This is a genomic window from Streptomyces malaysiensis subsp. malaysiensis (assembly GCF_040653035.1).
GTDB classification, from domain to species: Bacteria; Actinomycetota; Actinomycetes; order Streptomycetales; family Streptomycetaceae; genus Streptomyces; species Streptomyces malaysiensis.
In genome coordinates this window covers 200251-219714 of record NZ_JBEZNG010000009.1, presented here as the reverse complement: position 1 = coordinate 219714, position 19464 = coordinate 200251, and the positions used below count along the sequence as shown (strand labels likewise).

20 protein-coding genes and 1 pseudogene are annotated in these 19464 nt (G+C 72.6%); 7 read left to right on the top strand and 14 right to left on the bottom strand.

The features are described from left to right. Window positions 1–29 precede the first annotated feature (29 nt). Complete coding sequence (locus AB0E24_RS20725) at window positions 30–902, bottom strand: aldo/keto reductase family oxidoreductase (RefSeq protein WP_359378762.1); 873 nt, start codon at window positions 900–902, stop codon at window positions 30–32. A 214-nt stretch (window positions 903–1116) separates the two neighbouring features. On the opposite strand from AB0E24_RS20725, the gene AB0E24_RS20720 reads away from it, so the two are divergent. Then, a complete protein-coding gene (locus AB0E24_RS20720; RefSeq protein ID WP_102937975.1) occupies window positions 1117–1980 on the top strand; it encodes a LysR family transcriptional regulator in 864 nt (287 codons plus the stop codon). A gap of 79 nt (window positions 1981–2059) precedes the next feature. On the opposite strand, the gene AB0E24_RS20715 is transcribed toward AB0E24_RS20720, so the two are convergent. Genes AB0E24_RS20715 through tsaB form a run of 4 tightly spaced genes read right to left on the bottom strand, consistent with a single transcriptional unit; the run spans window position 2060 to window position 4719 of the window. Beyond that, on the bottom strand, window positions 2060–2323 hold the full coding sequence (locus tag AB0E24_RS20715) for a hypothetical protein (RefSeq protein WP_359378759.1): 264 nt from the start codon (window positions 2321–2323) through the stop codon (window positions 2060–2062). After that, window positions 2320–3420, bottom strand: a complete 1101-nt coding sequence (gene tsaD, locus AB0E24_RS20710; RefSeq protein ID WP_100806519.1) for a tRNA (adenosine(37)-N6)-threonylcarbamoyltransferase complex transferase subunit TsaD — start codon at window positions 3418–3420, stop codon at window positions 2320–2322. Before tsaD ends, AB0E24_RS20715 begins: the two co-directional genes overlap by 4 nt. Next, window positions 3413–4018: a ribosomal protein S18-alanine N-acetyltransferase gene (gene rimI / locus AB0E24_RS20705; RefSeq protein ID WP_359378919.1), complete on the bottom strand. Its 606-nt coding sequence runs from the start codon at window positions 4016–4018 to the stop codon at window positions 3413–3415. The genes tsaD and rimI overlap by 8 nt, the downstream gene beginning before the upstream one ends. Before the next feature lie 32 nt (window positions 4019–4050). Beyond that, the gene (gene tsaB / locus AB0E24_RS20700; protein WP_079258587.1) at window positions 4051–4719 is read right to left on the bottom strand and encodes a tRNA (adenosine(37)-N6)-threonylcarbamoyltransferase complex dimerization subunit type 1 TsaB; all 669 of its coding nucleotides are present in this window, start codon (window positions 4717–4719) and stop codon (window positions 4051–4053) included. A 250-nt stretch (window positions 4720–4969) separates the two neighbouring features. Here tsaB and AB0E24_RS20695 point away from each other — a divergent pair, with 250 nt between their 5' ends. After that, window positions 4970–5536, top strand: a complete 567-nt coding sequence (locus tag AB0E24_RS20695; protein WP_069865157.1) for a hypothetical protein — start codon at window positions 4970–4972, stop codon at window positions 5534–5536. 57 nt (window positions 5537–5593) lie between these two features. On the opposite strand, the gene AB0E24_RS20690 is transcribed toward AB0E24_RS20695, so the two are convergent. The 4 genes from AB0E24_RS20690 to alr form a co-directional block, all read right to left on the bottom strand. Next, the gene (locus AB0E24_RS20690) at window positions 5594–5791 is read right to left on the bottom strand and encodes a hypothetical protein (protein ID WP_359378754.1); all 198 of its coding nucleotides are present in this window, start codon (window positions 5789–5791) and stop codon (window positions 5594–5596) included. Window positions 5792–6168: 377 nt separating this feature from the next. Continuing rightward, the gene (gene tsaE, locus AB0E24_RS20685; protein ID WP_069865161.1) at window positions 6169–6687 is read right to left on the bottom strand and encodes a tRNA (adenosine(37)-N6)-threonylcarbamoyltransferase complex ATPase subunit type 1 TsaE; all 519 of its coding nucleotides are present in this window, start codon (window positions 6685–6687) and stop codon (window positions 6169–6171) included. Window positions 6688–7195: 508 nt separating this feature from the next. After that, window positions 7196–8419, bottom strand: a complete 1224-nt coding sequence (locus AB0E24_RS20680; protein ID WP_069865163.1) for an alpha/beta fold hydrolase — start codon at window positions 8417–8419, stop codon at window positions 7196–7198. Window positions 8420–8421: 2 nt separating this feature from the next. Continuing rightward, window positions 8422–9576, bottom strand: a complete 1155-nt coding sequence (gene alr / locus AB0E24_RS20675) for an alanine racemase (protein ID WP_100806523.1) — start codon at window positions 9574–9576, stop codon at window positions 8422–8424. Between the two features lie 105 nt (window positions 9577–9681). On the opposite strand from alr, the gene AB0E24_RS20670 reads away from it, so the two are divergent. Beyond that, entirely contained in the window at window positions 9682–11454 is a 1773-nt protein-coding gene (locus tag AB0E24_RS20670; RefSeq protein ID WP_359378749.1) for an NAD(P)H-hydrate dehydratase, read from the top strand. Window positions 11455–11862: 408 nt separating this feature from the next. Here the strand turns inward: AB0E24_RS20670 and AB0E24_RS20665 are convergent, their stop codons facing one another. The 3 genes from AB0E24_RS20665 to AB0E24_RS20655 form a co-directional block, all read right to left on the bottom strand. Then, window positions 11863–12423: a GNAT family N-acetyltransferase gene (locus tag AB0E24_RS20665; RefSeq protein WP_359378746.1), complete on the bottom strand. Its 561-nt coding sequence runs from the start codon at window positions 12421–12423 to the stop codon at window positions 11863–11865. Window positions 12424–12498: 75 nt separating this feature from the next. Continuing rightward, a complete protein-coding gene (locus AB0E24_RS20660) occupies window positions 12499–12831 on the bottom strand; it encodes a hypothetical protein (protein WP_359378743.1) in 333 nt (110 codons plus the stop codon). 14 nt (window positions 12832–12845) lie between these two features. Then, window positions 12846–13058 (bottom strand): hypothetical protein, encoded by a 213-nt coding sequence (locus AB0E24_RS20655; protein WP_359378922.1) that lies wholly within the window; start codon window positions 13056–13058, stop codon window positions 12846–12848. On the opposite strand from AB0E24_RS20655, the pseudogene AB0E24_RS20650 reads away from it, so the two are divergent. Both AB0E24_RS20650 and AB0E24_RS20645 read left to right on the top strand, forming a co-directional pair. Further along, window positions 12978–13439, top strand: a pseudogene (locus AB0E24_RS20650) (SPASM domain-containing protein); the annotation flags it as partial. The gene AB0E24_RS20655 and the pseudogene AB0E24_RS20650 sit on opposite strands and share 81 nt — an antisense overlap. Before the next feature lie 243 nt (window positions 13440–13682). Next, the gene (locus tag AB0E24_RS20645) at window positions 13683–14291 is read left to right on the top strand and encodes a protein kinase family protein (protein WP_309145625.1); all 609 of its coding nucleotides are present in this window, start codon (window positions 13683–13685) and stop codon (window positions 14289–14291) included. Window positions 14292–14715: 424 nt separating this feature from the next. Here the strand turns inward: AB0E24_RS20645 and AB0E24_RS20640 are convergent, their stop codons facing one another. Beyond that, complete coding sequence (locus AB0E24_RS20640) at window positions 14716–15084, bottom strand: holo-ACP synthase (protein WP_251772859.1); 369 nt, start codon at window positions 15082–15084, stop codon at window positions 14716–14718. A gap of 106 nt (window positions 15085–15190) precedes the next feature. Beyond that, entirely contained in the window at window positions 15191–17038 is a 1848-nt protein-coding gene (gene glmS, locus AB0E24_RS20635; protein WP_079258581.1) for a glutamine--fructose-6-phosphate transaminase (isomerizing), read from the bottom strand. 128 nt (window positions 17039–17166) lie between these two features. Here glmS and coaA point away from each other — a divergent pair, with 128 nt between their 5' ends. Both coaA and AB0E24_RS20625 read left to right on the top strand, forming a co-directional pair. After that, a complete protein-coding gene (gene coaA / locus AB0E24_RS20630) occupies window positions 17167–18144 on the top strand; it encodes a type I pantothenate kinase (RefSeq protein ID WP_069865638.1) in 978 nt (325 codons plus the stop codon). Window positions 18145–18157: 13 nt separating this feature from the next. Then, on the top strand, window positions 18158–19228 hold the full coding sequence (locus tag AB0E24_RS20625; RefSeq protein WP_359378738.1) for a DUF389 domain-containing protein: 1071 nt from the start codon (window positions 18158–18160) through the stop codon (window positions 19226–19228). Window positions 19229–19464: the final 236 nt, after the last annotated feature.

Genomic DNA, 19464 nt, shown 5'->3' with positions numbered 1-19464 from the left:
GGAAGGCCGAAGGCCGGGGCCGCGTTCCGCTAGTGGCCGATCTTGTCCAACTCGGCGAGTTCCTCGTCGGAGAGCGAGAGTCCCGCGCCGGCGACGTTCTCGCGCAGATGCGCCACCGACGAGGTGCCGGGAATGAGCAGGATGTTCGGCGACCGCCGCAGCAGCCAGGCCAGCGCGACCGACATCGGCGTCGCGTCCAGCCGGGTGGCCGCGGCGGAAAGCGCCGTGGACTGGAGCGGGGTGAAGCCGCCGAGCGGGAAGAAGGGCACGTAGGCGATGCCCTTGTCGGCGAGATCGTCGATCAGCTCGTCGTCCTGGCGGTGGGCGAGGTTGTACATGTTCTGTACACAGACGATCGGCGCGATCGCCCGCGCCTCGGCGACCTGTTCCGCCGTCGCGTTGCTGACTCCGAGGTGCCGGATCAGCCCCTGCCGCTGGAGTTCGACGAGGGTCTCGAAGGGCTCGGCGAGCGAGCCGGACCGGGGGCCCTGAGCGTCGCCGAGCCGGAGGTTGACCACGTCGAGCGAGTCGAGACCGAGGTCCTCGAGATTCTCGTGGACGGCGCGGCGCAGCTCCTCGGGCCGCCGGGCAGGGGGCCAGCCGCCCTGCTGATCGCGGACCGCGCCGACCTTGGTCACGATGTGCAGCGATTCGGGATAGGGGTGCAGCGCTTCCCGGATCAGCTGGTTGGTGACGCGTGGTCCATACGCACCGGCGGTGTCGATATGGGTGATCCCAAGAGCTGCCGCCTCGCGCAGGACGGCCAGCGCGCCGTCGTGGTCGGCGGGCGGGCCTATGACCCCGGGGCCGGCGAGCTGCATGGCGCCGTAGCCGAAACGGGGGACGGTCAGATCGCCCAGGGTCCAGGTGCCGCCGGGCAGTGACGTGGAGGGTGTGTTCATGTCGGTGTCCTTCCTGCTGCCGAGCCGGTCACTACAGAGAGTTATGTGCCACTTGGTTCGCCGTTCGTTCACGGTTCCCCTTGTTCGCGCCGGTCACCAGCGCATTCTTCGTTTCGCTCATGCCGTCGATGTTCGCTCGCGGACAAGCGGTGCCGCCAACACCGATACGGTGCGCTGTCATACCCGCTAGGTATCACTGGGTTACGCTGTGGCCATGGACACCCTGGAGACCCGCGAGCTGAGGTACTTCATGGCCGTCGCCGAGGAGCTGCACTTCGGCCGCGCCGCCGAGCGCCTCGGCATGGCGCAGCCACCGCTGTCCCGGGCGATCCAGCAGCTCGAGCGACGCCTCGGCGTCTCCCTGCTGAAGCGCAACCGCCGCGGCGTATCCCTGACCGGCGCCGGAGAGGTACTGCTGCACGAGGGCCGCGCGGCCCTCGACGCGACCACCGCCGCCGCTCGCCGCACCCGTCGCGCCGGTGGTACCGACACTCCGGGCGGCCCCCGCCACCGCCTGGTGCTGGCGGTGAAGGCCGGCGCGTCGCACGAGCTGCTGCACAAGCTCCTCGACGCCTACGCGGCCGAGCCCGAGGCCGCCGAGATCGAGGTGCTGCCGAGCGGCACATGTGAGCAGGAGGACATGCTGCGCGACGGCCGCGCCGATGTGGCGCTCATGCACGCGCCGTTCAACTCCCTCGCCGGGTTCGACAGCGAGGAACTGATGACCGAGGGGCAGATCGCCATCCTGCCCGCCGGGCACCCCCTCGCCGCGCACAAGACGCTGTCCCTGGCGGACGTCAGCGACATCCCCGATCTTCCGCTCGCCCGCTGGTCCCGGCATGGCGTATACCCACCCGGCCCGGGTCCGGAGATCCACGACCAGACGCAGCTGGCCCAGCTGATCGCCCTCGGACGCACCGTGGCCGTCTTCCCCGACTCGGCCCGCGCCTGGCTATGGGCCGAGCACACCGCCGTCCCCCTGACCGACGCGCCGCTCGTCGTCACCCATATCGCCTGGCCCGCGCACAGCCGCTCCGTCGCCCTCGCCGGGCTGATCCGCACGGCCACACGGCTCTGAGCCGCTCGTGCCGGACGGCACCGCTGTCACCCCGCCGTCACCCCGCTGACGCACCGCGGGCCGTCCGGCGCCAGTGCGGTCAGCCCTCGTCCGCCACCGTCTCGAAGCGCCAGCGGTGCACCGCGCGCCGCGCCAGCTCCTCCCCCGGCTCGGGGAGTTCCGGCAGCCCGTCGGCGTCGTAGGCGCCGTCCCACCAGGTGATGACGAGGACGCGGTCCTCGGGCGCGCGGAAGGTCTCGCGGCGCAGCGGGGCCGGGTCGAGTGGCTGACGGGTGACCCAGGCCAGCAGTTCCTCGCCCTTCCCGGCCACGGCACGGGCTTCCCACATCAACGCGACGGTCATGCGTACAGGTTCTTCCGGCTCAGCTCGTGCACATGGTCGTGGGAGTGCCCGGCGGGCGCCGGGACGTGCGGGTCCGTCACCGGAAGCGAGGAGTCCGCCGACAGCTCCCACGCCGAGGCGGACCGTCCCCGCGCCACCATCTCCGCGCCGAGCGCCGCGACCATCGCGCCGTTGTCCGTGCACAGCTTCGGCCGCGGCACCCGCAGGGTGATGCCCGCGTCCTCGCAGCGGCGTTCCGCCATGGCCCGCAGCCGGGAGTTGGCGGCGACGCCACCGCCGATCATCAGATGCGCCACGCCCTCGTCCTTGCAGGCGCGGACGGCCTTACGGGTCAGCACGTCCACGACCGCCTCCTGGAAGGAGGCCGACACATCCGCGACCGGGACCTCCTCGCCCGCCGCCCGCTTCGCCTCGATCCAGCGGGCGACGGCGGTCTTCAGCCCGGAGAAGGAGAAGTCGTACGGGGCGTCCCGGGGACCGGTCAGCCCGCGCGGGAAGGCGATCGCGTCCGGGTCGCCCTCGCGGGCGATGCGGTCGATGACGGGGCCGCCGGGAAAGCCCAGGTTCAGCACCCGGGCGATCTTGTCGAACGCCTCGCCCGCCGCGTCGTCGATGGTCGAGCCGAGCGGGCGGACGTCGGCGGTGATGTCGGGCGCGAGGAGCAGCGAGGAGTGGCCGCCGCTCACCAGCAGCGCCATCGTCGGCTCGGGCAGCGGACCGTGTTCCAGCTGGTCGACGCAGATATGGGAGGCGAGGTGGTTGACGCCGTAGAGCGGCTTGCCGAGAGCGTAGGCGTACGCCTTGGCGGCCGAGACGCCGACCAGCAGCGCGCCCGCGAGCCCGGGGCCCGCGGTGACGGCGATGCCGTCGAGGTCGGAGGCGGCGACCCCGGCGTCCTTCAGCGCACGCTGGATCGTGGGGACCATCGCCTCCAGATGGGCACGGCTGGCGACCTCGGGGACGACACCGCCGAACCGGGCGTGCTCGTCCACGCTGGAGGCGACGGCGTCGGCGAGGAGGGTGTGGCCGCGGACGATGCCGACACCGGTCTCGTCGCAGGAGGTCTCGATGCCGAGGACGAGGGGTTCGTCAGCCATGGGTCTCGGTTCCTTGTACTGAGGTCGCGGGGTTCGCGGGATTCGCTGTGTTCGTGGCGGACGCGGGGCTCGCGGAGTTCGCGGGGGCCGCGGGGTGCACCGGGTCCGTGGCGGATTCGCCGGTCTCGGCGTCCGCGGTCGTGGCGGTGCTCGCCGTCGCGGGGTCGGCCAGCCGCATCACCAGGGCGTCCACATTGCCGGGCTGGTAGTAGCCCTTGCGTATGCCGATGGGCTCGAAGCCGAAGCGCTCGTACAGCCGCTGGGCGCGGGCGTTGTCGACCCGCACCTCCAGCAGCACCTCACGGCATTCGAAGGCGGTGGCGGCCGTAAGGAGGTCGGTGAGGATACGGGCGCCGAGGCCGGTGCCCCAGTGGTCGCGGGCGGCGGCGATGGTCTGGACGTCGCCGGTGCGGTCGAAGACGGCGAGCCCGGCGTAGCCGACCAGCCGGGGCCCGCTCTCCGCCACCACATAGTGCCGGGTGGCGTCCCGGCCCCGGGCATGGGCGAGTTCGGACCAGAACATCCCCCGCGACCAGGCGTCCTCGGGGAACAGCTCCTCTTCGAGCTCCATCACCCGGTCCAGGTCCCACCAGCGCATCTCGCGCAGCGTCACGGTCGTGCCGGTGCCGGTCACTTCGGCGTGACCACCTTGTAGTTGGCGGGCACCTTGGCGTCGGGGCGGCGCAGATACAGGGGCCGGGGCGGCGGCAGCTCCTCGCCCCGCGCCAGCTTCTCGGCGGCGAGCGAGGCGAGCGCGCCCGCCGACTGATGCTCCGGCATCCCGGGCGGTACGTCGGCGAAGGCCGCCGGGTAGAGCAGCGCGCCCGCGCCGATCGCGGGCAGCCCCGCGATCCGCTCGGCGAGATCGGCGGGGTGGTCGACGGCGGGCTCGGTGGCACGGGTACGGGCGTCGTCGTAACGCGCCCAGTAGACCTCCTTGCGCCGCGCGTCCGTGGCGACGACGAAGGGGCCCTCCAGACCGGCCCGCCCGGCGGCGTACGCGATCCCGTCCAGCGTGCACAGCCCGTGGACGGGCACGCCGAGGGCCGCCCCGAAGGTGGCCGCGGTCACCAGGCCGACGCGCAGTCCGGTGTACGGGCCCGGACCCGCACCGACGACGATCTCCGTCACCGCGCCCAGCTCGGTGCCCGCCTCTTTCAGCGTCCGGTGGACGGCGGGCAGCAGCAGCTCGCCGTGGCGCCTGGCGTCCACCTCGGAGGACTCGGCGATCACTGCGGAGCCGTCGTGCAGGGCGACGGTCACGGCGGGGGTGGCGGTATCAAGAGCGAGCAACAGCACGAGGACAGCCTACGGCGCGCCGGGAGGTCGTTCCTTCGCGCCGAATTCCGTAGCGGGTGGCGTAGCGGCTTTCGTAGCGGGTGTCATGGCGGCTTTCGTGGCGGGTGTCGCACCGGCTTTCGTACCGACGGTGGAACAGCTCGGCCACCGGTTGGCCGGAGCGCGGCGGTGCGGTGGGCGCCGGTGCTACCGTCACCGTAAGTGTGTACGGGCCGTCGGCACGTACTGACCGCAGGAGAGGGAAGCCACCGTGCCAAGGAGCAGTACCGGGCCTGCTGTGGCCGTACTCACCGTCGCCGCGCTGGGCGTCGTCGGGTTCCTCGGCTACCAGGCCGCCGCGACCGCGCCCGACCATCCGACCCAGGCGCGGCCCGGGTCGCACTCCGCCCAGCACAAGAAGAAGGACAAGGACCAGACGGAGTCGAAGCAGAAGCCCACCGCCCTCCCGGCCGGATCCGGCACCGGCGTACGGGTCGTCTACGCCGTGGGCGACAGGCGGGTCTGGCTGGTCGGCTCCGACGGCAAGGCCACCCACACCTTCGCGGTGGGCCCCAGCCCGGCCAGCCCCGACCCGGGGACCTACGCGGTGACCTCGCGTAACAAGGGCGGGGTCGGATCGGACGGAGTGCAGGTCGAGCACGTCGTCGTCTTCCACTCGCAAGGGGGAGTCGTGTTCGGTTTCAGCGCGGCGGTGGACGGGTCGATGCCGGACCCGAACGCGCGCAAGCGGACCGGGGCCGTCCGGGAGAGCCGGGCGGACGGCGCGGCGATGTGGGAGTTCGCCCAGGTGGACACGAAGGTCGTCGTCGTCCCTTAGCGCTTCGGGCCTTGGGTCCTTGTGGGTTGACGCGGCGTATGGCTACGCCGCGTGTGGCTACGCCGCGTCGCGCTCCTCGTCCTCCGCCTCGTCCGTCGTGGACGCCTCGGCGGACGCGAGGGTCTCCTCCTCGGTCGGCCGCGGCGGCGTCGAGACCGCGCTCGCCGCCGCACACGCCGCCAGGAGCTCCGACATCGACGGTGACCGGTCCTCGCGCGTGGCGCCGGGCCCGGCCACGGAGTCGTGGGCCGACATGGATGCCTCCTGAGGGTCCTGGGGCAGTCGAGCGGAGTTAGGCAGACCTAACCCACGCTTTCTCCCACCATGTGACCACGGGTGATGCCCGGAATGCAACAGCATACCGACGGCTTGTCGGAAACTACCCGGCATCTGCACGGGATGTGCGACCAGCGCCGCTGTACAGGGCCGGGGCCCGCGTCGCCGACGCGCGGCGTTGCGCCGGCGTCGCTATTACGGGGGTCGCCGACGGGAGGCCGCTACTCCGCGTCACCACCGCAGGCGTGGCCACCCGGCGTCACCACCGCGGCATCGCCACCCCCGTCACCACCGCGGCATCGCCACCCGCGTCACCGCCGCGGCATCGCGACCCCGGCATCGACACCCCGGCGTCGCTACCCCGCCAGCGACGCCAGGTCCTCCCCCGCCCAGCGGGGGCCCACGCCCGTCACCACCACGTCCCGTACGTCGTCCACGTCGGCGGCCATCGTGTCCGTGACCGCCGTGTCGCCGCCCACCGTCCGCTGGATCACCACATGCAGCCGGTCCTCCGACAGCCCCTCGACCTTGCCCTCGCCCCACTCCACGGCCACCACCGAATCCGGCAGGGAGACATCGAGGTCCAGGTCCTCCATCTCGTCGAGGCCGCCGTTCAGCCGGTAGGCGTCGGCATGGACCAGCGGCGGGCCGTCGCCCAGCGAGGGGTGCACGCGGGCGATCACGAAGGTGGGGGAGGTGACGGCGCCACGGACGCCGAGGCCCTCGCCCAGGCCCCGCGTCAGGGTCGTCTTGCCCGCGCCGAGTTCACCGGTGAGCAGCACCAGATCGCCGGGGCGCAGCAGCTTGGCGAGTCTGCGGCCCAGGTCCCGCATCTGGTCGGGAGAGGTGACGGTGATGCGCGTGCCTACGTCCATACTCGCCGATGGTACGGGCCCGAAAAGCCCGCCGCGGACCGCTGTACGGCCCGCCCCGAACGCCCGAGCCAGGCGGCGGCGAGGCGACTGGCCGACGCGGCCGGGCGCCCGGCGGCGGGCGATCACCAGCCGGGCAGCCACCAGGTCGCCGGGCGGACACCGGCCGGACCGGCACCGGGCCGCCGCTCACCGGGTGGGCTGGCACCGGTCACCCGACACGGCCACCGGACCGCCGGACAGGCGCCCGACCCCTGGACAGATCAAACAGGCCCCGGGCCGCCGGACACCGAGCCGCCCGGCACAGGCACCAGGCCACCGAGAGCATGCACCGGACCACCGGACAGACACCGGACCACCGCACGGACACCAGACCACCCCGCAGGCAGACCGGACACGCGCACCACACCGCCGGAGACGGCCACCACACCCCGGAGACGGCCACCGGCCGGACCCGCACCGTGACCACCGGACCGGCAGCGCGGACCGAGCCGCCGACGGGAGTCGGTCCTCAGCCCGTGATGCCCCGACCCGCCCGGTCGCCCATCCCGTCCACGGCTCGCATGAGCAGCTGGGTCAGATGGCCGTTGACCACCTCGGGGTGTTCGAGGATGACCAGGTGTCCGGCCTCTTCGAGGATCACCAGCTCAGCGGCCGGAAGCAGCTCCGCGATCGCCTCGCTGTGCTCCATCGGCGTGATGAGGTCCTTGTCGCCCGCGAGCACCAGCACCGGCAGCCCGTCGAAGTGCGGCAGGGCCGCCGCCTTGTCGTGGGCGATGAACGCCGGGTAGAACTCCGCGACCACATCGATCGGCGTGGCCTCGATCAGCCGCTCGGCGAATCGCGCGACCCCCGGGTCCACGTCCTTCGAGCCGAACGAATAGCGCTTGATCAGCCCCGCGAAGAGGTCCGCGGTCGCCCGCCGGCCGCGTTCGACCAGGTCGGCCTGCCAGCCCAGCGCCTTGAGCAGCCCCGGCAGCACCCGCCGTACCGCGTTCACCCCGACCACCGGGAGGCCGAAGCTGACCTCGCCGAGACGGCCCGCCGAGGTGCCGATGAAGGCCGCGGCGATGACCCGCTCGCGGATCAGGTCGGGGTACTGCGCGGCCAGCGCCATCATCGTCATGCCGCCCATGGAGTGGCCGACGAGCACCAGCGGCCCCTCGGGCGCGGCCGCGTCGATCACCGCCTTGAGGTCACGGCCGAGCTGGTCGATGCTGATCGCCTCGCCGTCCGCCTGGGCGCAGCCGCGCGACGAGCGGCCGTGGCAGCGCTGGTCCCAGTAGACGGTGCGGACCACCTCGCGCAGCGCGGAGCGCTGGAAGTGCCAGGAGTCCTGGGCGAGGCAGTAGCCATGGCTGAAGATCATGGTGACGGGGGTGGGGGCGCGGCGCCCGAACCGCCGCTTGCGCCGCGGCGAGGGCGCGGCCGCGTTCTCCCGCATCTCCTCGATCTCGTAGTAGATCTCGGTGCCGTCCTCGGCGACCGCCGTGCCCGGAGTGCCGCGCAGCGTGCCGTACGGCCCCTCGGCGTCCAGCGCGAGCCGCGCCTTGCGCCGTACACCGCGGCCGACCGTGAGCCGCTCGAGCGCGACGCCCGCCGCCGCCCCCGCCGCGAGCACGCCGATCGCGGCTCCCGCGAATCCGGCACCCCGTCGCCAGCTCACGGCTGTGGCCCCCGCCGCGACTCGTGTCGCCATCTCTGCCGTACTGCCGGCCGTGCTCTCGTCGCCCATGGTCAGTTCCCTGTGCCCCCGTCCTCACCTACATAAACGCGGGGGATCCGGGCCGAGATCCTGGTCACGATCTCATAGGCGATCGAGCCCACGGCCCGCGCCCAGTCCTCGGCGGTCGGCTCGCCCCGGTCCCCCGGGCCGAACAGCACCGCCTCGTCCCCCGGGGCGGCCGTGTCGCCGCCCAGGTCCACCACGAACTGGTCCATGGCGACCGTGCCAGCGACGGTCCGCCACTTGCCCGCGACCAGCACCGGCCCGGTGCCCGAGGCATGGCGCGGAATACCGTCCCCGTAGCCGACGGGCACCAGTGCGAGGGTCGTCTCGCCGGGGGTCACATAGCGGTGTCCGTAGGAGACGCCATGTCCGCCCGGCACCCGCTTGACGGAGGCGAGCGTGGCGGAGAGCGTCATGACCGGCCGCAGCCCGAAGTCGGCGGCCGTGCCGAGTTCGGGGCTCGGGGAGATGCCGTAGGTGGCGATGCCGGTCCGGACCAGGTCGAAGTGGGACTCGGGCACGGTCAGGGTGGCCGGGGAGTTGGCCAGGTGGCGCACCTCGGGCCGCAGCCCCGCCCGTTCGGCGTGCGCCACCAGCTCGCGGAAGACCGCCAGCTGGGCGGCGATGGACGGATGGCCCGGCTCGTCGGCGCAGGCGAAGTGGGACCACAGCCCGGTCACCCGGATGGCCCCTTCCGCCTCGGCCGCGCGCGCCTCGTCGACCAGCGCCGGCCAGTCGGCGGGCTGGCAGCCGTTGCGGCCGAGCCCGGTGTCCGCCTTCAGCTGGAGCCGTGCGGTACGGCCGCATGCGCGGGCCGCGGCGACGGCCTCGCGCAGCGCCCACAGCCCGCTGGCCGACACGTCGATGTCCGCCTCGATCGCCTCCCGCCACGGGCCACCGGGCGTCCACAGCCAGCACATCACTCGGCCCGTGTCCCCCGCCGCCCGCAGCGCGAACGCCTCCTCGGGCGTGGCCGTGCCCAGCCAGCCCGCGCCCGCCTCACGGGCGGCGCGCGCACACGGGATCATGCCGTGGCCATAGGCGTCCGACTTCACCACGGTCATCAGCTCGGCCGTGGGTGCCGTGGCGCGCAGCGCCCTCACGTTGGCCCGTAGGGCGGCCAGATCGACCACGGCACGGGCGCGCATCGGTGTCTCGTCCATCTCCGTCAGTCTCTCAGGCCGATCCAGTGACCGGAGTGTGTGCTTCTACGCACGGAGTGCCCTGCTTCCACGCAAGGAGTGCCCTCCGTTCGGGAGACTATGGGCATGAGGATTGCCTACAGCGTCGAGACCGTACGGGCCGCCGAGCGCGAACTCATGGCACGGCTGCCCCAAGGAGCGCTCATGCAGCGCGCGGCGGCGGGACTCGCGGCCGCGTGCGCCGATCTGCTGGGCCGGGTGTACGGCTCCCGGGTCGCCCTGCTCGTCGGCAGCGGCGACAACGGCGGCGACGCGCTCTACGCGGGCGCCCGGCTGGCCCGGCGCGGCGCCGGGGTGACGGCGGTGCTGCTCAACCCCGACCGGGCGCACGGGGGCGGCCTCGCCGCCTTGCGGGCGGCGGGCGGGCGAGTGGCCACCGTTGGCGGCGGGGCCGCCGGTGCCGGGGCCGCCGGTGGCGGCGGCGCGGCGGCGAGCGGCGGGGCGGCGGCGAGCGGCGGACCGATGGCTGGCCGTGGCCCGGCGACGGCCGGGGGCGCGGCGACGGCCGGGGGCGCGGCGACGGCCGGGGGCGCGGCGGCGGGTTCCGGCAGGATGGCGGCGGGCGGCACGGCAGCAGGCAGCGCAGCGGCAGCAGGCGGCGCAGCGCCAAGCGGCGGGCAGGCGGCAGGCGGCGGGCAGGCGGCTGGTGGCGTGGCCTCAGGCAGCGCGGCGGCGGACCGCGGCCTGACGGACGGCGGAAGCGAGGCGAACGGTGACGCCGAAGCGGCCGTGGCCCGCGCCGACCTCGTCATCGACGGAATCGTCGGCATCGGCGGCAAGGGCGGACTGCGGCCCGACGCGGAGCGGCTGGTCCGGGCGGTGCGCGGCATCCTCGTCGCCGTGGACCTGCCCAGCGGGGTCGACGCCGACACCGGCGAGGTACGCGGCTCCGCCGTGCGCGCGGACGCCACGATCACCTTCGGCACGTACAAGCCGGGGCTGCTCATCGACCCGGCCCACACCCACGCGGGCGCCCTGCGGCTGATCGACATCGGCCTGGACGCCCACCTTCCGGCCGACCCCGACCTGGAGGCGCTCCAGCACGAGGACGTGGCCGCGCTGCTGCCCCGGCCCTCCGCGGAGAGCGACAAGTACCGGCGGGGCGTGGTGGGCGTCGTCGCGGGCTCCGCCCGCTACCCGGGAGCGGCCGTACTGGCCGTCTCGGGCGCGCTGCGGGGCGGTGCGGGCGCGGTGCGTTACGTCGGCCCCGCCGCCGACACGGTCATCGCACGCTTCCCCGAGACCCTCGTCCACTCCGGGCCCCCGGCCAAGGCGGGCCGCGTCCAGTCGTGGGTCGTCGGCCCGGGCCTCGGCGACGGCGCGGCGGCCAAGCACTCCCTGGAGGACGTCCTCGCCTCCGATGTCCCGGTCCTGGTCGACGCCGACGGGCTCCACCTGCTGCCGGCCGGGAGTGACCTGCGTAAACGCGAGGCGGCGACGGTCCTCACCCCGCATGCGGGCGAGGCGGCGGCGCTGCTCGGAGTGAGCCGCGAGGAGGTCGAGGCGGGCCGGCTCGCCGCCGTCCGGGCGCTGGCCGAGCGCTACGGCGCGACCGTACTGCTGAAGGGGTCGACCACGCTGGTCGCCGCCGAGCACCAGCCGGTGCGCGTCAACCCCACCGGCGTCGGCTGGCTGGCCACGGCGGGCAGCGGCGATGTGCTGTCCGGGCTGATCGGCTCCCTCCTCGCCACGGGCCTCCCTGCCCGCGACGCGGCCTCGACCGGCGCCTACCTCCACGGCCTGGCCGCCCGCCGCACCACGGCGCCGCATGGCGCGCCCATCGCGGCGTACGACGTGTCGACGGCGCTGACGGACACGTGGCGGGACGTACTGGCCTGAGGGTTCCGCTGGGTGCGGGCTGCTTGTGCGGGTGCCGGTGCGTGGGTGGTTGCGCCGGGTGCGTGGGCGGTGCGGGTGCGTGTTGCTTGTGCGGGTGCGTGGGGGTGCGCCCGCTGTTCGTGGTGGGTGCCGGGGGCGGGGCCTCCGGGGCGGCGCCCTGGACCGCACATTTACGTCGCCGACGAACGAAGATCGTTGAGTTGGTCGGAGATTGGCGCCACAAATATGCGTGAGCGTCCAGGACACCACCCCTCCGACCCCGCCCCCTCCCGCCGCGTCGGCGGCTCCCCGCCGGTGGCACAGAGCCCGGCGAGGTCCCCGGCCCGCCCGGTGGCGGGCACTGCGCCTCATTGGCAACGCCCAACCCTGGCCCAGATCCCGCTCGACCGGGGCCTCTCCGTCTCGCGGCTACCCGCCCGATCCGCGTAGGTCGAGCACCATCACGTCATGCAGCACCGCGCCCTCCCACGGGTGTGCCTCCCCCACCTTGCGATATCCCCACGACCGGTACGCGGCCTGCGCGGCCTTGACATCCGGCCGTGCGTTCAGCAGTACGCGCTCCGCCGTGGTGTCGGCGAGCACCGCTTCATGCATCCGGCGCGCCACCCCCAGACGGCGCCACGGGGCCCGTACGGCGAGCTCCATCAGCCCGAACGTCCGCCGCCCGTCCTCGCGGCGCAGCTCGTCGTCCACGGGCGTGATGAGCCGGTCCCACCAGCCGGTGCTCGGGCTCAGCGGATAGCCATAGGCGATGCCGACCGGCTCACCGTCACCCGTGCGGGCGAGTGCGGCCGAGAAGGTCTTCTTACGGACCTGCGAGCGGAACCGCCGGAAGTTCGCGTCGATCGACTCCGGGGTCTTGTCGTATAGCGGTTCGGCGAACGCCTCGGCATAGACCAGAGTGAACGCGTCCTCGGCCTGGGCCGCAGCAGCGCCATCCATGCGCTCGACGGCGATCGTCCCGCTCATGAACACCCTCCTCGTGCGACCTCGCGGATACGGGCGGACTGTTGGACGACCGTAAGGCAGACGCGAGGAGGCGCGTCAGCTGACGTCCTTCTCGATCGCTTCGAAGATGTCCGAGTCCGTCTCCTGCTGCCAGCCGGGAAGATCCGCCCAGTCGGCGACGTACCCGGGCTTCGGGTCCTCGAAGTGCCGGTACATCTGCGCGATCCAGCACGTCGCGACGAAACGCCCCTCGCTCAGCTCCAGGAACTGCCGCACCTGCTCGTACACCGCTCCGGCAGCCGTACGCTCCCACTCCGGGGTCTCCTCCCAGGGGGTCACATAACCCGGCTTGGGTTCCCCGGGAAAGTGCCGCCGCACCCCCGCGATCCACGCCTCCCGGAACAGCCGGGCACCCTCGGTCCGCGACATCCCTGCTCCTTTCGTCAGTTCACGCTCAGTGCCTTGATCTCGGCATCCAACTCGGCAACCCGCACATCGCGAGCGAGGGAGCCGAAGTCCATACGCAGGGCCTGGAGTCTACGAGCGACGTAACCGGAGGAGGATTCCCGCGCCAGGTGGATCGCCTTGCGGGCGTAGACGACAGCCTGCTCCGGGTCCTTGCGCTTGACGCCGATGGCGGCCAGATTCGCGAGCACGGCACCTCGGCGCCGAAAGGACTGACCCTCTGCCAGGGCACCCTGTCGAAGGGCGCTCTGAAGTACCTGCTCAGCGAGGTCGAGCCGACCCAGCTGGAGGCGCCGAGCTCCTCCGCGAGTCGGGAGCCATCAAAGCCGCGACGGGAGCTTGAAGCCCTCGGGGTGAGGCGTATCAACGTAGATCAAATCCGTCCCTTCGGGCGGGGAGCGCAGGGGCGCGCCCCAGAAATCTCCGGATTGTGCGGCCGGTGCGGCATCGGCCGAGCTGCCGTCGGTCCGGATGGGCGTGTGTCCCCGTGTGTGTTCTCCGCCAACCTGCTGGACGTCGGGAACGTTCGAAGCACCCCACTGGCCACTATCCTCGGCAGTCCCGCCATGGCCGAGCGAATGCGGCCCAAGGAACTGAAGGCGATGAACCGTGAACTGCCAGGACCCGGTTTCTGGGCACTGATTCAGCCGCACACGGGAGTCCTGTCCCAAGCGCAGCCCACCGCACGGGGGTTCGGCTCTGATCTGACAGCCATCATCGAGTGCGAGAAGGGTCCCTTCTTCGTCAAGGCCATGCGTAACCGTCCTGGGGGACGGCGTGCCTCACTCATCCGGGAAAGGCTCATCAACCCGGCCGTGCAGCCGATTTCCCCCACCCTGCTCTGGCACGCGGACGACGACGAATGGCTCGCCCTGGGATTCGACGTCGTGGACGCCCGCCGGTCGGACTTCACCCCTGCCTCGCCCGATCTGCCAGGAGTGGTCGACCTCGTTGACCGACTCGGTGACCTGCCCATCCCGGATATCGCCCGGGACTGGCCGGAGAGCCGCTGGGACCGGTTCGCGGTTGATGAGACCGAAGCTGAACTGTTCCGGGGTGACGCGCTGCTCCACACCGACATCAACCCCAGCAACCTGATCCTCGGGGAGCGCGGCCGATGGATCGTGGACTGGTCCTGGCCGACCCGAGGAGCCGGGTTCATCGACCCCGCATGCCTTGTTGTTCAGCTCATCGCCGCCGGGCACACCCCCGAGGCGGCTGAGGCGTGGGCGGCCGGGTGCAGAGCATGGGCGGACGCGGACTCCATCGCGATCGACGCGTTCGCCGCCGCCACCCGACGCATGCACCGATCGCGCGCCGACCGGCACCCCGAGGCCACCTGGCTCGAAGCGATGGCCGCAGCCGCAGGGGCGTGGGCCGTCCACCGGGGCGTGGCCGAGGTGCCTGGCCAGGCGATGACATAGGCATGCACGCTGATCGGCCGCCCGCGCCACCGGGCGGGCCGGGGACCTGGCTGGGTTCTGTGCCACCGGGCGGGTGGTCGCCGACGCGGCGGGAGGGGGTGGGGTCGGAGGGGTGGTGTCCTGGACGCTCACGCATATTTGTGGCGCCAATCTCCGACCAACTCAACGATCTTCGTTCGTCGGCGACGTAAATGTGCGGTCCAGGGCGCCGCACCGGAGGCCCCGCCCCCGGCACCCACCACGAACAACAGGCGCACCACAGCAACCACGACGCACCCGCACCAGCAAGCGCACCGGCACCACCCACGCACCCGGCCCACCGCCCACGCACCCGCGCCCGTCACCGGAGCGACCGCGCGGGGCCCGGGGCGGAGCCCCGGCGGGGGGGTGGGGGCGGAGCCCCCGCACCCGCACCCGCCCGCCCTCACCCCTCCGCGATCACCAGCGCCGACGCGACCCCCGCGTCATGGCTCAGGGAGACGTGCAGCCCCCGCACCCCCAGCCGGTCCGCGCACACGGCGACCGTGCCGCGGACCGAGAGGCGGGGGCGGCCGCTGGGTTCGGTGAGGATCTCGGCGTCCGTCCAGCGGAGGCCGCCGGGGGCGCCCAGGGACTTGGCCAGGGCCTCCTTGGCCGCGAAGCGGGCGGCGAGGGAGGCCATACCGCGGCGCTCCCCGCTCGGCAGCCACAGCTCGCGGTCGACGAACAGCCGGTCCGCCATCCCGGGGGTGCGCCGCATCGCGTCGTCGAAGCGGTCGATCTCGGCGACGTCGATACCGACGCCGATGATCACGGCGTCACTCGACGCGGCGCGCGACCCGGCACTCGACCCAGCGCACGACGCAGCACTCGACGCATCGCGCGACTCGGCACTCGACGGGTCCGACCGGGCCCAGCGGTCACTCGACCGTCACCGACTTGGCCAGGTTCCTCGGCTGGTCGACCTCATTGCCGCGCGCCGTCGCCAGCTCGCACGCGAAGACCTGCAACGGCACGGTCGCGACCAGCGGCTGAAGCAACGTAGGCGTGGCGGGGATCTCGATCAGGTGATCGGCGTACGGGGCCACCGTCTCGTCGCCGCGCTCGGCGATCACGATGGTGCGGGCGCCCCGGGCCCGGATCTCCTGGATATTGGAGACGATCTTGTCGTGGAGGACCGACCGCCCGCGCGGCGACGGCACGACCACCACGACCGGCACATCCTGCTCGATCAGCGCGATCGGCCCGTGCTTGAGCTCGCCGGCCGCGAAGCCCTCGGCGTGCATGTAGGCGAGCTCCTTGAGCTTGAGCGCGCCTTCGAGAGCGACGGGGAATCCCACATGCCGCCCCAGGAACAGCACGGTGTTCTTGTCGGCAAGGGTCCGGGCCAGCTCCCGCACCGGCTCCATGGTCTCCAGGACCTCGTCCACCTGGGTCGCGATCTCGGACAGCTCGCGGATGACGGACAGAATCTCGTCGCCCCACTTGGTGCCGCGCACCTGGCCCAGGTAGAGCGCGACGAGGTAGCAGGCCACCAGCTGGGTGAGGAACGCCTTGGTGGAGGCGACCGCGACCTCGGGCCCGGCATGGGTGTAGAGCACCGCGTCCGACTCGCGCGGAATCGTGGAGCCGTTCGTATTGCAGATGGCCAGCACCTTCGCGCCCTGCTCCCGCGCGTGCCGCAGCGCCATCAGGGTGTCCATGGTCTCGCCGGACTGGGAGATGGCGATGACGAGGGTGCGCTGGTCGAGGATGGGATCGCGGTAGCGGAACTCGCTGGCCAGCTCCGTCTCGCAGGGGATCCGGGTCCAGTGCTCGATGGCGTACTTGGCGATCATGCCCGCGTGGTACGCGGTGCCGCACGCCACGATCACCACCTTGCTGACCTCGCGCAGCACCGAGGCCGGGATGCGCACCTCGTCCAGGCAGAGGTTCCCGGCCAGGTCGATCCGGCCGAGCAGGGTGTCCGCGACGGCCTTCGGCTGCTCGGCGATCTCCTTGAGCATGAAGTAGTCGTAGCCGCCCTTCTCGGCGGCGGAGGCGTCCCAGTCCACGTGGTATGGGCGGACCTCGGCCGGCGCCCCCTCGAAGTCGGTGACGGTCACACCGTCCCGGCGGGCCTCCACGACCTGGTCCTGGCCCAGCTCGATGGCCTCGCGGGTGTGGGCGATGAAGGCGGCCACATCGGAGGCGAGGAACGCCTCGTCCTCGCCGACGCCGACGACCAGCGGCGAGTTGCGGCGCGCCCCGACCACCACATCGGGCGCGTCCGCGTGCACCGCGACCAGCGTGAAGGCGCCCTCCAGCCGGCGGCACACCTGGCGCATCGACTCGGCGAGGTCGCCGCAGGAGGAGAACGACTCGGCGAGCAGATGCGCCACGACCTCGGTGTCGGTCTCGGAGGCCAGCTCATGGCCGCGCTCGGCCAGCTCGGCGCGGAGCGCGGCGAAGTTCTCGATGATGCCGTTGTGGACGACCGAGACCCGGCCCGCGTTGTCCAGGTGCGGATGGGCGTTGGCGTCGGTCGGGCCGCCGTGGGTGGCCCACCGGGTGTGGCCGATGCCGGTGCCCCCGGTGGGCAGCGGGCGGTCGGCCAGCTCCTTCTCCAGGTTGCCCAGCTTGCCCGCCTTCTTCGCGGCCGCGAGCCCGCCGTCGGCCAGCACGGCGACGCCCGCCGAGTCATAGCCGCGGTACTCGAGCCGCTTGAGCCCGGCCAGGACCACATCGAGGGCCGACTGCCCTCCCACATAACCAACGATTCCGCACATGGACGCAGCGTACGGCCCCGGCCCCCGGCCCGGGGTGACCGACCCCACGCCGGGGGACCGCTCACTCGGCCGGTCCCTGCCATGACAATGAGGGGGTGATCACGTCAACCGCGCGCGATGCGCGCACCGTGCGCGGCCCGCACCGGCGGGGCGGCGAGGCTACTCCGTATGTGGACCTGTCGCGCGCCGAGTGGAGCGCGCTGCGGGACAAGACCCCGCTGCCGCTGACCGCCGAGGAGGTCGAGAAGCTGCGTGGACTCGGCGATGTCATCGACCTCGATGAGGTACGTGACGTCTATCTGCCGCTGTCCCGGCTGCTCAACCTCTATGTGGCCGCCACCGGCAATCTGCGCGGCGCGCTCAACACCTTCCTCGGCGATACGAAGCGGGGCAACGGCGCCCAGCCCGGTACGCCCTTCGTGATCGGCGTGGCGGGCAGCGTCGCGGTCGGCAAGTCGACCACCGCCCGGCTGCTCCAGGCGCTGCTGGCCCGCTGGCCCGAGCATCCACGGGTGGAGCTCATCACCACCGACGGCTTTCTGTACCCCAACGCCGAGCTCCAGCGCCGCGGGCTGATGTCCCGCAAGGGGTTCCCGGAGAGCTACGACCGCAGGGCGCTGACCCGTTTCGTCTCCGATGTGAAGGCGGGCCGGGCGGAGGTTTCGGCGCCGGTCTACTCCCACCTGATCTACGACATCGTGCCGGACGAGCGGCTGACCGTGCACCGCCCCGACATCCTCATCGTCGAGGGGCTCAATGTGCTCCAGCCCGCGCTGCCCGGGAAGGACGGGCTGACCCGGGTGGGGCTCGCGGACTTCTTCGACTTCAGCGTGTACGTGGACGCCCGTACCGAGGACATCGAACGCTGGTACCTGGGCCGCTTCAAGAAGCTGCGGGAGACGGCCTTCCAGGACCCCTCCTCGTACTTCCGCAAGTACACCCAGGTCTCCGAGGAGGAAGCGCTGGACTACGGCCGGATGATCTGGCGGACCATCAACAAGCCCAACCTCCAGCAGAACGTCCAGCCCACGCGCGGCCGGGCCACGCTGGTGCTGCGCAAGGGGCCGGACCACAAGGTGCAGCGGCTGTCCCTGCGCAAGCTGTGAGGAGCGTCGGACCATGCTGCATTTGAGGCTGATCGTCCCCGCCGACCGCACCGAGGGCGTGGTGCGCACGATCGAGGAGACGGTCGGCACCACCCATCTGGTGGTGCTGCCGGGCGCCGCCCGCGAACCCGCGGGGGACGTCGTCATGTGCGACGTGGCGCGCGAGGCCGGGGACGCCCTGCTGGGCGACCTGCGTGAACTGGGCCTTGACGAGGCCGGTTCGATCGCGGTGGAGAGCATCGACCTGTCGCTGTCCAAGCGCGCCGACCAGGCGGAGGAGGAGGCGCCCGGCGAGGGCGCGGACGCGGTCCTGTGGGAGCACCTGGCGGACGCCACCCACGAGGAGTCCACGCTCTCGGTGACCTATCTCGCCTTCCTCGTCATCGCGACGATGATCGCGGCATGCGGTGTGGTGCTGGACAACGCGATCCTGATCGTCGGTGCGATGGCGGTCGGGCCGGAGTTCGGGCCGCTGGCGGGGCTGTGCACCGCGCTGGTGCGGCGGGCGCCGCGGCTGGCCGCCCGCTCGGCGATCGCGCTGCTGGTCGGGTTCGCGGCGGCGATGGCGCTGACCACCGGCTTCAGCATCGTCATGGACGCCGTGGGGCTCTTCGATCGGGACATGCTGGAGCGCGCCCGGCCGAACACGGACTTCATCTGGAAGCCGGACATGTTCTCGTTCGTGGTCGCCGTGCTCGCGGGCATCGCGGGAACGCTCTCGCTGACCTCGGCGAAGTCCGGTGCGCTGGTGGGCGTGGCGATCTCGGTGACCACGGTGCCTGCGGCGGCCAACGCGGCGGTGGCGCTCGGGTACGGGGAGATCGACCAGATGTGGGGGTCGACGGAGCAGCTGCTGCTGAATCTGGTGGGGATCGTGGTGGCGGGGACGTTGACGCTGGTGGCGCAGAAGGTGTTGTGGGGGCGGCGGGTGGTCTCCCCCGGGGGCTCCGCCCCCGGCCCCCCGCCGGGGCTCCGCCCCGGACCCCGCTCCTCAAGCTCCCCCAGCTACCGCTGGGAGGTGCCCCCTGGAGAGGCTGGCCGGCCGCGGCCCCCGCAGGGGCCTGACCCGGCCGACGTGGGGTGACACCGCCCGCGCGAGGCGGCCACCCCCGGGCTCCACCGAGTGGGACGGCGGCAGCCCCACCCCACCTGCTGGCCCAGAGCCCACGTGACCGGTCGGCCCCACCAAGGCCACCAGGTCAGAACCCACATGACGGCCGCCCCGCCCCGCCCGCTGAGCAGATCCGCGGAAGTCCGCCCCGGGTCGAAGGGCGGGCGCGCTGTCGGGGCGCGGGGGCTGCATTTTTGTGCGGTTCCGCC